Annotated in this window: 10 protein-coding genes; 4 read left to right on the top strand and 6 right to left on the bottom strand. The window is 43.0% G+C overall.

Annotated elements, in window-relative coordinates:
* Positions 1-228: 228 nt before the first annotated feature.
* The 3 genes from R7E29_RS06735 to R7E29_RS06725 form a co-directional block, all read right to left on the bottom strand.
* A complete protein-coding gene (locus tag R7E29_RS06735; RefSeq protein ID WP_054576103.1) occupies positions 229-843 on the bottom strand; it encodes a phage tail protein in 615 nt (204 codons plus the stop codon).
* Between the two features lie 146 nt (positions 844-989).
* Entirely contained in the window at positions 990-1,937 is a 948-nt protein-coding gene (locus R7E29_RS06730; protein WP_224721233.1) for a formyltransferase family protein, read from the bottom strand.
* A gap of 7 nt (positions 1,938-1,944) precedes the next feature.
* On the bottom strand, positions 1,945-3,243 hold the full coding sequence (locus R7E29_RS06725; protein WP_054576104.1) for a hypothetical protein: 1,299 nt from the start codon (positions 3,241-3,243) through the stop codon (positions 1,945-1,947).
* 871 nt (positions 3,244-4,114) lie between these two features.
* Between R7E29_RS06725 and R7E29_RS06720 the strand changes: the two genes are divergently transcribed.
* Positions 4,115-7,288 (top strand): AAA family ATPase, encoded by a 3,174-nt coding sequence (locus R7E29_RS06720; RefSeq protein WP_054576105.1) that lies wholly within the window; start codon positions 4,115-4,117, stop codon positions 7,286-7,288.
* Positions 7,289-7,422: 134 nt separating this feature from the next.
* Here the strand turns inward: R7E29_RS06720 and R7E29_RS06715 are convergent, their stop codons facing one another.
* A complete protein-coding gene (locus R7E29_RS06715) occupies positions 7,423-7,896 on the bottom strand; it encodes a DUF1842 domain-containing protein (protein WP_017635215.1) in 474 nt (157 codons plus the stop codon).
* Positions 7,897-8,179: 283 nt separating this feature from the next.
* Here R7E29_RS06715 and R7E29_RS06710 point away from each other — a divergent pair, with 283 nt between their 5' ends.
* The 3 genes from R7E29_RS06710 to R7E29_RS06700 all read left to right on the top strand — a co-directional run bounded on the left by R7E29_RS06710 (position 8,180) and on the right by R7E29_RS06700 (position 12,045).
* A complete protein-coding gene (locus R7E29_RS06710) occupies positions 8,180-9,871 on the top strand; it encodes an FAD-binding oxidoreductase (RefSeq protein ID WP_005373452.1) in 1,692 nt (563 codons plus the stop codon).
* An 87-nt stretch (positions 9,872-9,958) separates the two neighbouring features.
* Positions 9,959-10,285, top strand: a complete 327-nt coding sequence (locus R7E29_RS06705; protein ID WP_005373454.1) for a hypothetical protein — start codon at positions 9,959-9,961, stop codon at positions 10,283-10,285.
* A gap of 470 nt (positions 10,286-10,755) precedes the next feature.
* Positions 10,756-12,045, top strand: coding sequence for a linear amide C-N hydrolase (locus tag R7E29_RS06700; protein ID WP_017635214.1), 1,290 nt, complete (start codon positions 10,756-10,758; stop codon positions 12,043-12,045).
* A gap of 146 nt (positions 12,046-12,191) precedes the next feature.
* On the opposite strand, the gene R7E29_RS06695 is transcribed toward R7E29_RS06700, so the two are convergent.
* Entirely contained in the window at positions 12,192-13,235 is a 1,044-nt protein-coding gene (locus tag R7E29_RS06695) for a GMP reductase (protein ID WP_005373458.1), read from the bottom strand.
* 436 nt (positions 13,236-13,671) lie between these two features.
* Entirely contained in the window at positions 13,672-15,213 is a 1,542-nt protein-coding gene (locus R7E29_RS06690) for a bifunctional ADP-dependent NAD(P)H-hydrate dehydratase/NAD(P)H-hydrate epimerase (RefSeq protein WP_054576106.1), read from the bottom strand.
* Positions 15,214-15,269: the final 56 nt, after the last annotated feature.

Genomic DNA, 15,269 nt, shown 5'->3' with positions numbered 1-15,269 from the left:
ATTAGAGTAGTTAATCGTTTGCTGTGCAGCCCAGGCTTCATCGGAAAAAAACGCTGAGGACACCCATGCTGTTGTAATTGCGATCGCTACCTGACGACGTAATCTCATTTTCCTCTCCTGAAGATGACGGCCTTATCAACATAGCCGGGTTATCATAATCAACTTAAATGTTTAATTTTTTTATAGGAAAGGATTAGCGATAGTTTCAGCCAATTCTTTCTTGGTTGATTAGCTGCGTGGTGGGTATACTCCCGCAGTGGCAATTAACCAATTAATCGGCAATACCGGGCTCAAAATATTAAGTGGCATTGAACCGCCTGTTTCAGTCACAGCTACAGTACCTCCGCCCGAGCCACCACCAGACACACTTAAGCCTTCGATCTCGGTCAAATCTGGTTGCTGAAACGTCGGTTTATAGAACCCGGGGGTAGAGTTTTGCGCTATATACGAATTACTATCGGGTACCTGTGTATTTGCAGCATTGGTAGCAACCTTCATCCTGCCTGTTACAGGTGCAGAAGTGCCAAGAGGGGTAAAAATTGCCGTATGTAAGTGTGCTGGCATTTGAGTTATATCAATAGTTACCAGTTCAGTACCCAATCTTTCTCCCTGATGATAATCCATCCCCCCAGGTCGTGTGCCTACACCAACTGGACTGCGGCCACGCAAATCAGGTAAACCAAAGGTAGTTCGGGCGTCACCTCCGTATAGAGTGCTAACTAGAGAGAAGAGCGCTGGATTATCTTCAATTGCCTGCATTTGCCCCGAGCACATTGCCCAATTTCTAATTGCAAAATTGCCACCAAATGCGGTTAGTGTCCCAAGATACGGTTCTGTAGCCATACTGTTCTTCCTTTCAACGTATACACTTAAGTTAAAACCAGCCCATAACGAAATTGGTGTGGTTGGTTAAAACTTTCCAATCTCGCATTACTAAATACCGTTACGGGCTTCATCACTGCCGCAAAGAGCCGTATTGAGATATTTATTTACTCACAAGCAGAAGCGTGCTGGAGCAATGACATCCCAGCATCTAGCCCAGCCATTTGCGCATAGCGATAACCCGAAAACACGCCTTGCGGTGTAGCAATAACATCTATTGATATGGCGCTATCTAACGTTTTCACTTGTAACCCATGTTGTGGGCTGATCTCGAGAATTCTCCCCGCCTCAACACCGACTAAAGAAGTCTCCATTGCGCTTGCTTGCAAAACATTGGCGACACCACTTGGCAAGCTCAACATCGCACCACCGAAGTCATGATTGCCTGCTCGCACTAAGTTGACGATTTCGCGACTCGTTTGCACGTTCCAACGAAGGTGCAGATCATGTTGGTTTACTGCTCGTGCCACTTCGTTGGGGTTTGATACTTGTTCACGCCAAACCAGCCCTTGCTTTTGTTGCGCGATGAGGAAGTCATACATCAGCTTAGCCGTCATTTGTGACGCTTTTTGCTGAGCACTGGTTAAGGTCTCAAACGGGTGAAATGGTACCTCTAACTCCATTCCTATAGCGCCGGAATCAGCCGATGCCTCAAGACGATGCAGGGTGAGGCTAAAGGTGTCTAAACCCTCTCTTAATTGCCAATAGAGAGGCATCGGGCCTCGATACTCGGGCAGCTTTCCCGGATGAATGTTGTACAAGTTTCCGTTGAAAAACTGACACAGCGAGGAATGAACTATGTGCCTGAACAAATAGATAACGCCATCCGTGACTCGCCAAACATCGAGTTGCGCTATCAAAGCACTGCTGTCATTGGCGGTATACTGAGCAATATGAATCGATTGAGCGCTCAGATAGCTCTGTAGCTGCTGTAAGTCGGGATTTAGTTCTCCTTCCGGTACTACCACGCCCGCCAATTTATGCTGTTGTGCCAACAACTGAATGATGGGCAAGGCGTAACAACTTCCTGTAAAAACGACGTATTTTTGCTGCATATCGAAATCATCCATGGGTGGCGACAAAACCTGGCAATCCGGTTAACTGATAATAGAAACTGACCTTATCCCCTCCCTTCGCTTCAAAGTAATGGTGTTCAACAGCTTTGGGCTTGGCATCCACATAAAAAGTCATGTCGGGTTTAGGATGGGTAATACCAGAGTCGTATTGTCCGACCATCGCATCTCCGTAAGTATCGATATGGCTGTAAATGGCGAGGATACGTTTTGCCATATCTGGCACATCTTTCGGCAGCTCAATGGTGTTGCCTTGCAGCATTTTTATTCCACCATCTAGCTCAAAAATCTCGCTTCTGAGCAACATGGCTTTATTGACGTTAAGAATTTCTCCCAGATCAATTCGATCATCGATCGCTTCCGGCTGGCAATGGTTGGAATGTGCATACTCTGCTTTTTCCCATTGTTGATTAAATTCCGTCTCCCCGATGACCATCATGGCGCGCACAGATACCTGATTGGGGATCATTTCGCCTTGAATATGTAAATATTGAACCAAATGTTTCGCGATGCTGAGGAACCCTTCCCGACTAAAGCCATGCTGCATCGCTTCAAGTATCAGGAGATCAAACGTTTGAGTTGGCGAAAATTGGGTAGCATCTTCTTCCACTAAGGCTTCAATGTAGTCTGCGATATCGAGATCCGCGATCAATTGATTGAGTGCTTTAATGGCTCCGGGGTGAATATCTACTAGTGTCACCTGAAGCTGCTCTGCGCTAATTCGATCACTTTGTTTGTAGTGAGCAAGTAAAGGCAGCAGCAATGGTGCAAAGGGGCCGCAAGCTGGATAAAGCACTTTAACCTGTGACTTGTTGGCAAGCATATGTTGGATAGCTTTGTTTATACCACACGCAAAGCCTTTAATTCGGTACACATCTTTGATGGTGTGTTTACAGTTAAGTGGGGACATCACCAGCCCAGACGTGGAAATGTACTGTCGGGTCAGTTCCTCTTGAGTGAGTTTAGCCAGAGAAAGAGATTGGCAAGCGTTGCCATACATGGTCTGAAAGGCTTGCACCAGTGTTCGGTGCTCAACTTTCGTCTCCTTCAATACGAGCTCAACTGCCGCAGCGAAACTCTCTTTCAGTTGTCGTCGGCGTTCAGCCGTGCTGAGTTGGGTTTGGAGCATAGCCTCAAGTTGAGTCCGTAATGAGTACTTAAGCAGCTCATCCATTTCGGGTTCAGCAAAACCAAACTGTTGAGTTTGTTGCTGCACTTCTTCAACACCGATCGTCTCACGAGATTGAGGACGTTGCTGGTAGAATTCTATAGGTGAGCCCTTTTGCATAATTCATGAACCTCAATTGCCGCTTTAGCAGTAGTGAATGATGTAAACAAGCCTGTACTTGAGAAAAACATACGCCATAAGCTCGGCGTTATAATATCTGAGCTCACGGATCTAATTTCATAAACCGTACTGACAAAATTGGGCAGAAAAATTGAGATAAAAACAGTTCCAATCCTGTAAATTCAGAGAGTAGTAAATAGTTAGGGTAATAGGCCTTTCGATATGATTCTTCTAAGGCAAGCGCTTGCCAATCCCCTCGATGACAAGATCGTTTGACATATGGCAGCCACGCAGTCTCCTTAATAGAGGTAAGCGCGGCACTCAAGTGTGGTGTAATATGAGAGCCATTTAACAGGCAGAAAAAGCCAATATCCATTGTATAAAGCCAACTATTTATAATATTGAAATTAAAATAATTTTGTCGGCAGTTATTTTGAAATTGCCGATATTTGATTTATAGACTAGAAAAAATTAGTTAGCCAGAATAGAGATCAAAAAAAACACTAAAAATAAGATTGTCAATTTATATCTCTAAAATTAAAGGATTTAATTTTTAAAGCTTAATGCCGTCCAATATAAGTTGAAAGTGTGCAATCTTTTAAAAGATATAAGTTTAAAGATATTTCAAAAAACTTATTAAGAAAAACATGAACTCACAACGATAAATATCAAAATTATTAATAACAAAAACACCACTAATACAACAATGAATTAAGGTGGTCTGAAGATTAAAATGCCCATTTCATTTTCGTGTATAACATTTTAACTACTAGTATTATATATGTGGTGAAATAAGATAAATTTATTCACTCAACATATCCAATCGATTCAGGTTTACTGGGAAAAGCTATACGTTACAACGGAGTGAAATATGGCAAATAGGGATGGAAGAATTCCACTCAACGTATTACGACTCAAAGAACTGAGAAAGAAATTAGGACTGAGCCAAGAAAAACTGGCGGAAGAATGCTTTCAACAGGGTTTTGTCGTATCTATTGCTTCTATAAAGCGAGCAGAGTCTGGGGCGAATGTGCTGTATCGTACCGCATCCAATCTCGCGGAATACTTTTCTGTCCCCGTAGAGGACCTTTTAATAGATCGGGCCTCAGAACCATTATTTACAAATGTATCTTCATCACCACCATATTTTTTTATTTTTGCAATCGAAGCAAAGTGTGATTTGACCGCAAAGGCTCTGCAAACCTTACTTCTCAGCCAAAACACTACACCCATAATACAAAACCGAACGTTTGTTCTTACTTGGTCTTTACAGGAATCGGACGAATATATTTTTGAGCGAATTCGACAACTAGCCCTTCAATTAAAGGTTGCTCTTTCGGCTTCGATTCGGTCTTTTATCAATGTGAAATACATGCATCGAATCACTGAGCTATCGGAACATCCGAATGCGATAACCCCAATCAATGAAATCCTAGTTAAAATCCCTTGGGGAGAAATAGCTGCTTGTCCTTGCTTTATCTCGTCCAATTGTGCCAGACCAATAAAACCTTTTCTAACAGGAGAGCCAGACTTCAACAACTGGCATTTTGTATCCTTACACCAAAACCATACTGACTGTTTCGTAGGGCGTAAACTTGAACTAGAAACATTGAATAGCGGAATCAAGCGATGGCAAAAACAAGAAGCAGGCCAAACGTATTGTATTACTGGTACCGCAGGGATAGGAAAGACCAGCCTACTCAACCAGGTCATTTCGTCTTTGAGTCGTTCTTCGTGTTTAACCACAGAGATTCAAATCCTGAATCATGGCAGTGCTGATCTCTTGTCCCCTCAAAATATATTCACTCGGGCAATTTGTTCATTTACTCGTGAAGATACCGATGATTCTATTCGTCAGCAGACTGTCGAGTCATCAATTCCCTCTTCTTTCCATCTCTGCCTTTATTGGTTAATGGGGGTAACACTCAACGAATCAGAAAAACAGCTGCTGAACTTAATGGAGTTCCAAACGCTGAAACAAACGATAGAGCAATCTATCCCTTTCTTAATTCAACAACGGCAGACCAGCAAACCGCATTTGATTATTGTTGAAGATGTCCATTGGGCCGACGAGGTAATGTTGGCATTTCTTGAGACACTGCTACCTTATATTACAAACACCAATATTTTACTCTTTCTGACGTTTAGGCAGCAAAAACGACTTAGTTCCAAACAATCTTGGTTTGCCAACGTGAATCTAATCGAACTTAGGGAGTTATCATCTGAAGAGTCTTACGAGTTAGCTTGCTCAATCACATGCCAACAGAATAAACATATCAATGACTGTATAAAGCTTGCGAAAGGCCATCCTCTATACTTACGCCAAACACTACTTTGTTCTCAGTTTGATAAAGACGTTCCGGAGTCATTGGAACATTTAGTTTCGATACAATTAGCTCAACTTCCAGCCCAAGATCGCCAAGCACTCTGTACTGCATCTGTGTTGGGGCAGTACTTTCAACTGGAGCAACTGCGTGAAATCACTCGAATTCCCGGCTACGTACCAGATAAGTTAGTCGACGCTGGCTTAGTAAAACTCAATGGCGATCAATACCTTTTCCATCATGATTTGATTTGTAATGCTGTTTTCCGTCAAATAGACAAGTCACAGTGTTCAAAAATACACATGGCCTGCGCAAAATGGTATGAGAACCGAGATCGGTTCTTATATGCAGTCCATATCAATCATGCCAAGGGCGAAGGTGTATTTACTGTTCTTGACCAGACCGCCAAACATTACCTGAGCAATTATCAATTTGAAAAAGCACTGACTCTTATTGAATACGCTATTAAAGAGTCACCTAAAGCACAGATGGCGTATGCACTAAATATGAAAGGAAACTGCCTGTATTCGATGGGACGCATCAAAGAGAGTATTGAGGTTCTTGAGCAAGCGATTCATCACACAGAAAATGATTCTGAACGTGTTCAATACTATTTAGACCTCATTAACCCCTACCGTTTAACCGACAACTTTGTACAAGCGATGTCGATTTTAGACCAAGCCCAAGCCCTGTGCGAAAAGCTGACGTTAAATAAATCTTTGTGTGAAATTCACTCGATGAGAGGTAATATGCTGTTCCCCACTGGGCAGCTAGACGAATGTGAGAAAGAACATTTACTTGCATTAGATTACAGTCAACGAGCAAACTGTTTTCGCGCGAAAGCAAAATCGCTTGGCGGCCTCGGTGATTGTGCCTACGCACAAGGAAAAATGGCTCGCTCATACGAGTACTTAACCGAGTGTTTGCAACTGTGTGAAGAGCATCAGTTGCTTTCGATTGAAACTGCCAATCGCTACATGCTGGCAACAGTGATGATCTATCAACTGCAATCTGACGAAGCACTAAAGCAGGCTCAGCATGCCTCGAATCTTGCCTATCTCACGGCAAACCGCCGAGCAGAAATTGTTTCTAGGCTTACGGCTGCATGGATCTTTCTCGACCGTAATGTCTTGGTGCAAGCTGAAAACGAAATCTCGACCGCTCTACAACTTTCAAAACAGCTTAATGCTCATCGATTTGTCGCTTTTCTTTTGGAGTCCAGTGCAAGATTGCACTGGTATCAGGGAAAAGAGGAGAAAGCCCTTTCGGACATCGACACGGCTCTAGATCTTGTTCATATCAATAAGCTACACAATTTTATTGGTCCTTGGCTCGTATCTACCAAGGCACTTATTTGTGGCGATGAATCAACGGCCCTCTCCGCTTTGCGCACTGGTGAGGCTTGGCTAGAATCTACCTGTGTTGGTCATAATTATTTACGCTTTTACCAACAAGGAATCCAAGTAGCGTGGCAGTATAAGCAGCCTACACTACTTCGAAAATATCGCGATAAGCTGTCTAACTTCACCCAAGAAGATCCGCATCCATGGGGTGATTTTTATATTGAACAAGCGAATCTGATGCTTGCCTTACTCGACCAGTCCAGCTCCGTCTCTGAGTTGTTAAACTTCAATCAGGCCGCGCGTAAGCATCAACTGAATCAGGCTCAAATAAGTGTTGATGAGCTCGACCATTGGCTCTCCACATCTACTCAACCATGAAATATTCAATAAACGAAGAAAGTCGATTAATTGCACCTTCAAGTCATCGTGTTTACTCGATTTACCTCGTCAAACACAGATATTCGAAACCATCGAATATCTGTGTTTTGGCACAGTGTCATCGCTGATGAGATTTATGCTGGCGCAAGATCATTTTGCTCCACCTTAAAGTTCTCGATGCTAGGAACATGCTCAGGCAAAAGTAGAGTAACGCGTTGATTTGCTGCTTCAATCCATTTACCTGAACTATTTTTATATCGATAGAATGCCACGCCTGACTTCCAATCATCATTAAGTAGGAGGTTGAGCGTTACGTTATGAAGATCAGCTCCTAAAGGAGCAATGCCTAGATAAGGCTGGTAGCCCTGCAACGTCACCATGATATGACAATCACCCATCGTGCATTGATAGTTGAAACTACCATTGAGATCAGACACCACATTTAACGGTGGGTTAACGGCCTGAAAGATATGTCCTTTACCCACTATTGATTTGTCTTCGCTGGCCACGAGTAGATTAACATCGAAGCTCACTCCTCCAGGTAAGCCGTTACCAATTTGATAATGAGCAGTAAAAATTGCTTGTGATTCTTTTGAGTCCATTTTCATTGTGTTCTCCAACTGAATTTATTGTCGTTAGTGACCCATTCAATGTAGATAACACGTCATTCTGGTTCAGTATCAATTTAGGCTCAGATCTACTTGACTACATAAATTATCCACGGTCACGCAGATGCCGATCGTTCTTTTCATCAACCAGATATTGTTGCTCTCTCGCTGATGCTTTTGGCGATTTGTACAGAACAACTGATACCAAACTGATATGGTGAATGTATGCATTTGGTTTAATATTTGAACAACTATTCAATACATAAGCCAAATGGAAAAAATAATGGAACATGAATGGATGCAGGGAACGAAAGAAAACCAAGTGGTAGAACAGCACCCTAACCCTCAAATACAACGCCTCGCTGTACTTAGCGCGTACTCAATCTCAGTCAATAATGCCAAACTGTTTATTCAGAAAATGGATAAGTGCGGTTTTCCTAAAGAACGATTACTGACACCTCTTGAAAACACGGTTTCACCGGTTCCCGGTTTGAACCAATATCAAGTCGAGTCACTCATCTTCAATACTCGCTATCAACACCAACCCTTTGTCATTGTCATGTGCGAAAGTACGCAAGAAGTTCAGCAAGCCTATCTAACAGCAACTCAATTCAATCTCCCGATTCGTGTTCGCTCAGGAGGGCATGATCACGCAGGTGAATGCAGTGGTGACAACGTCATTTTGATTGACGTGAGCAGAATTAAGACCTTCCAATTGTGTGACAATATTGCCACCATTGGTGCTGGCTATCGCTTCTATCAACTGACACCAAAACTTGCAGAGCATGATCGAATGATTGCACATGGAACCTGTGCCACAGTTGGGTTGACTGGCTATATTCAAGGCGGAGGATGGGGCCCTTGGACGCGAAAATACGGCATGTGTTGTGAGCACCTAGTGAGTGCAACCGTGGTATTGGGTGATGGTACGATCACAGAAGTCTCAGCAGAGTCCAACCCTCACCTATTTTGGGCACTAAGAGGCGGCGGAGGCATGAGCTATGGCATTGTTACCGAGCTACGCGTAAAAACATTCCCTTTACCCAAAGAGATCCACCGCTTCGAGCTTCAGTGGAACCTCTATCCAAAAATCAACGGTATGCTTCAGCCAATACCAACGCACCCTACCATAGATGTGCTAAAAAATTGGGAGCAGGCTATAAAAAGCCTCGATACGCCTAAACTTCTTGGCACCAACTTGCAAATTGATGCTCTGCCTGAATCATCTAACCACTGTGATATTGAAACCATCAGCCATCACTGCACCATGTATGGCTACTGGGAAGGAACAGAACAAGATCTTCACCAATTTATAGCCGTTCAATTTGGCGCTTGCTTCCCTGATTTAGTTCAAGTCTATGAAGCACATGGCACTGACTTTGACGGGAAGAAATACGATCACTCCCTGATGAGCACATGGGGGCGCGATTCTTTGTGTCAAAACGGTTCTCCTTTCCCTCCCGATTATGACGCCCCAGCACCTCACAAAATCACTTCGCGATTGGTGTCAGAGCGAGGTCTTAAACCAGAAGGCTATACTGCACTTTTGCAAAGCTTAACTTCACCTTTGATAAAGCCAGAAAACCGCGATCAAGGGCTATTTAGTTACGTAACCTTAGGGGCGATCACTGGCGGTTTTTATCATCACTCAGACGACCTTGAAGACATATCTTTCCCCTACCGCCAGTGTCAATATACAGTCCAATACCAAACCTGGTGGAATGAAGAGATAAAGCAAAAACTAGAACTACAAAATAACCCAGTACTTGTTGATGTAAACAGAGCCATGGACTGGATTGATAAAGCCAGAGAAGCTGATATACCGGGAACCTATGGTGCCTTCATCAGCTTTAAAGATCCGGCAATTCCGACAAGCGTTTATTTTGATCGAAGCTACCGCGACTTAATCGGTATAAAAGAAAAATACGCTAAGGATAAGTTTAATCACCTTAGAACTAATAAGACCATCATTTAACATCAATATGCATCTTAAAAAGCATATATTAACAGAACGTCATTTGGCCGTTCTATCACGTATAGAAATTAAAAAAGAGGAAAAATTATGACAACTAAGGGTTCATTTTACGTTAAAAATAACTCCAACGATAAAATCACCGGATATGTGAGATTTAAAGACTCTCCGGAAATGGAGGTTCATTTCGACTTGAATATTGGCGAACAATCTGAATCTGCTAGTTTTGAATCCGGTGCCGCTACCCATGACTCCTGGTATTACAGTTTCAAAAAGGCAGGTAAAACCTATACTGGGGACAAGTCCTGTGCATACTATGCAAAAGATGAAAATAAAGGCCCCGTCGTTGTAGAAATCTTTAATGATAATTTAAAAATATCTCCACCACTTAGCGGTTCTTGTGAGAAAACTTTATAGCTGCTCACCTGATTCATCACTTCGCCCGAGACAGTTGCACAACTTCTCGGGCAGTTTCATTTCTCGGTATTTGGATTGAAGACTCTCCCCATTTTCAATCACAATCTGAAATTGTTAACTTTATGTTCTCACTTTATATCACCACTGCAAGATAATCGAATAAATACAAATCACTTTTAAAATAAACTTTAAATCTAGAGTAACCAAGATTGAAAAAATAAATATATTATTAATTTCTAAGATCAAAGAGTTTTACTTAATACATCACTTTTTATTTTAACTCTATCAACTGATACTAAACTGCTACTGACGTTTTTTTATTGAATGCTTAACTTAATAGCATGCGCTTATCTCAATGGCTAAAACCATTATTAAAGCGCAATTCATCTATATCCACGTAATCTCTAAGCATTTGATTCAGAGGGTTTCTTGGATATTCATCATTCAGATAAACAACGGAAAGCATGGCTATGTGTACAGATGTTAATATCAATTATGGTTGCAACAACCAAACCTTATCCGCTAGAACCATGGAGTTTGCAGTTAACCTTCAGACCGAGATTTGGTTTAGAGCCCAACAAACTTACCAAATTACGACCTTTACTTCCGACGGAAAAGCCGACCGTGTTTTCAATGGTCAGCCGCCAAAACGTCACAGTAAAGAATGTGAGTTTCGAGCAAATTGGCAGGGAGAGTTGAGCTTCATACACTGCAATGCCATTACCCGGTATAATAACCCTCTTTTAACAGCTGATGGCATTAATGAATCTGGCCTTTCTGTTGGGTCACTGTACTTGCCCATTCTCAATCAAAATGTATCGACCTCTCACATCCCTGATGATGCCTTTGCATTAGGCAGCGGCCTGTTTGGTACTTTTATCTTGTCTACGTTTAATACTGTGGACGAGATGGTGACCTACTTCACCACCCACCCCGTTTACGTGTTTAACTCGACTATTTCAACTGGTGAAACAGAGAGTGACAACATGGCTTTGGACCAGCATTTCGTGATTCACGATGCAAATAATGACAGTGCCGTCATTGAGTTTCTTAACGGTAATATGCATATCTATCGAGCATTCAAAGAAAGCGATATGTTCAGCAAAGAGGAAAATCAGCAAGCACGCTATCAATGTACCGAATACGACTTTGATGATTATAAAGTGGTTGTGGACCACTCCTATGTTGGAGTAATGACTAACTGCCCAAATTACCATTGGCATGTCAATCACCTCTCTTATTTTTCCAATTTGCGCAACTACAACCCAGAACCGAACAATGAAGCAACCATGCAACGTCATGTCCAAGTGCCTGGCCCACTTCAATCAATCAATGGCGCTGGCTTGATGGGTCTACCCGCCGACCCAACACCGCCGTCTCGATTTGTACAAACCTATGCAATTAAGCAGTTAAGCGAACAACCAACTAACTTCGACGAAGCCTTCTCACTCGGACAAAAGCTACTTAATCGCGTTGATATACCTTTGGGCATCATGGCGAATGAGTTTGAGACATCCGATAACCCTGAAGTCTTTTTTAGTGATATTACCCAATGGAGCGTTATTAGACATAACAGTCATCAATCACCCGCGTTCTATCTGCGTACTTACGGAGACATGACTTGGCGAGTCGCTAATGTCAAAGACTATATTGGGTTAAATAGAGACTGTCAGATTTCAAGCGTTTTACAGCTCATGCCAGTTACAACATCATTACCGTTTGAACAAGTCGAATCTCGACCAACTATTAAAATCGCTTAGAGTTAATTTTGAAGCGCAAACAAATGAGAAGCAAAAAGCCAGAGTAAGAAATCAATCTCACTCTGGCTCATAGCTGCATATAGTATAGTTTTATCTGCTATAGATATAACGTATGGTTGCTTTTACACTTGTTACATTCAGTCGATTTACTCTTTACCGAACACGTTGTTCTCTTGTTCTTGAACGCGGATGAATGTAGTACGCTTGGTTAGCTCTTTAAGCTTTGCTGCACCCACGTATGTACAAGTTGAGCGAACGCCGCCAAGGATGTCTTGAATAGTGCCGTGAACGCTACCGCGGTATGGCAATAATACGGTTTTACCTTCGGCCGCACGGTAGCCAGCGACACCACCTGAGTGCTTATCCATCGCGCTCTTCGACGACATGCCATAGAATTTCATGAACTTCTCGCCGTCTTTCTCGATCACTTCGCCGCCTGACTCTTCGTGACCCGCTAGCATCCCGCCTAGCATTACGAAATCCGCGCCACCACCGAATGCTTTCGCTACGTCACCCGCACAAGAACAGCCACCGTCACCGACGATCATGCCACCAAGGCCGTGCGCTGCATCACCACACTCGATGATTGCAGAAAGCTGCGGGTAACCAACACCCGTTTTTACACGAGTTGTACATACAGAGCCTGGGCCGATACCCACTTTAACGATGTCTGCACCAGCTAGGATTAGCTCTTCACACATATCACCAGTAACCACGTTGCCTGCAGAAATGACCTTGTCTGGGAACTCAGCTCGCACGCGTTCAACATACTCGACCAAATGCTCTGAGTAACCATTAGCAATGTCGATACAAATGAAAATAAATTCATCTGAAAGCGCCATGATGTCTTTGGTTTTTTGGAAGTCTGCGTCAGATGTTCCCGTAGACACCATAACGTTATTCATGGTTACTTTATCTGCTGATTTAGCAAACTCAGCCCAATCTTCTACCGTGTAATGTTTGTGAACAGCGGTCATTACACCATGCTCAGCCAGCGCTTTAGCCATTGCAAAGCTACCAACCGAATCCATGTTTGCTGCGATTACTGGCACACCAGACCATTGACGACCACTATGCTTGAATGTAAAATCGCGGGTTAAATTTACTTGAGAACGGCTCTTAAGGGTAGAACGTTTCGGGCGAAACAGTACATCTTTAAAACCTAACTTAAGTTCTTGTTCGATACGCATTGTGTAATTCCTTGATTCATATGTATATGTGTCATTCCAGAGTGCGTAGTGATTTCGTTGGCAGACGAGTTCACTGTTCTTCGGACACAAAAAAACCGGAGCGTTGGCAGACGCTCCGGTTTTCAGCATTATAGGCTGTGATTTATTTCCTACAAGTCTGATATTTGAATTTTTTTTGTGATACCATCTTGAAAATCGCATATCAAAAACGCTCCCCAAGTCACCAAAACCTCTTATTATTTATAACTATCAACAACTTGAGAAAGCACTTGAGTTAACCTATTGCGCAAACCTTTGCGTCATATCTTAAAAATTAAAACGCATCACCTCTCAAACCTGCCTAAAACTCAATCACCTAATACTAAGATGCCCCGCTAATTCGTAAAACAGTACTCAAAAAAATCGACCAATTTTCTCAGCAATGCATGAAATCTAATTAATTTCGATAGAGCTCTTGGGTGATAGCGGTACGAAGAGTGCTAACGACATCACTTGCCAAAAGACCAATTTGACCATTCTGACTCACGTTTATATCAGCAGCATGACTGTGAAGTACCACACCTAAACGTGCGGCAACAGAAATTGGTAAACCTTTGGCTAGTAATGCACCAATGACTCCAGATAACACATCTCCCATTCCCCCCGTCGCCATTCCGGCGTTACCCGCTAGACAGACGTACATTCTCGTTCCATCGTAAATAAGTGTCCCCGCGCCTTTTAAAACCACTACACCGCCATAACGCTCTTGCAGTTGTCTTGCAGCAGAGTATCGGTCACTTTCTATTTGTTGAATGGTTACATTTAGTAGTCGAGCAGCCTCTCCAGGATGCGGCGTGATCACTCGATGGTTGTCGTACACCAGAGTGCCATCGCATCGCTGGCTCAGCATCGCTAGAATATTGAGGCCATCAGCATCAACAACTTTAGGTTTCTGCTCTTGAGCCAGATATTGATAGGCTTGATAAGCCCACTCATCATCTCCAAAGCCAGGACCAAACACGAATACGTCAGCCCAGCGAATGCGTTTAGTTAAGTCGTTCTCAGTATCCCTGAGTAAGTCAGCGGTGATGCTCTGGCTCATTACTTCTGGGCAACCAACCTGCAGTGGAATAAGGCTACTCGTGTGAGTAATTGCGGCAGTTAAACCCGCTCCGGCTCTAATCGCAGCGGAGGAACATAAACGAATCGCTCCAGACATCCCTTGGTTGCCACCAACACAAAGCAACTTCCCGTTGTCACCTTTATGGACCGTTGGATTTGGCTTGGGCATTAATCTTGAAACAACCTGATGATCAATACCTAATGCACTTTCTACTTCGATAGTATCAAACTTAGTATTGACACCTAAACCACAAAAGTAGAGCTCGCCAACGCGATCTCTCGCTTGTCCAGTGCATAAGCCTTGCTTAACCCCAATGAAGGTTACAGTATGCTCGGCACGAATAGCATCACCTAAAACTGCACCTGTATTAGCACACAGACCAGAAGGAACGTCGACTGCAATCACAGGGGCATGAATTTGATTAATTTGGTCAATATAGCGACGATACTCCGAACGAACCTCACCGCTTAAACCAGTACCTAACATGGCATCAATGATCACATCCGCCTCTAGCAATGCGGTATTCCATTCATCCCAATCATTGTTAACACCGTCGATTGACTGCCAATCTTGGTATGCGCGCAAAGCATCACCTTTTAGCGCAGATACACCACCAATTTGGAAAACATGTACATTGAGTTGAGCTTGTTTCGCAAGAGATGCAAATACGTAACCATCGCCACCGTTATTCCCTTTACCGCAAATCACTAAGATATTTTTTGATTTAGGATACAGATGTAAAAAGCGCTCATACACGGCCATACCAGCGCGTTGCATTAAGCTATACATAGAAACACCAGCCATTTGCGCAGCCAGCGTTTCACCGTTTTTTACTTGCTCTGCGGTGTAGAGTTTTAGGGCGAGATTAAAGTCCATATTCACGTTCTACGCATTGGGAAACACAATTATAAGTATACAAAAAAGCCAAGGCG

The sequence above is a fragment of the Vibrio sp. Vb1729 genome (assembly GCF_033338655.1).
Classification (GTDB): Bacteria; Pseudomonadota; Gammaproteobacteria; order Enterobacterales; family Vibrionaceae; genus Vibrio; species Vibrio alginolyticus.
This window is presented reverse-complemented; position numbering and strand designations above follow the sequence as displayed.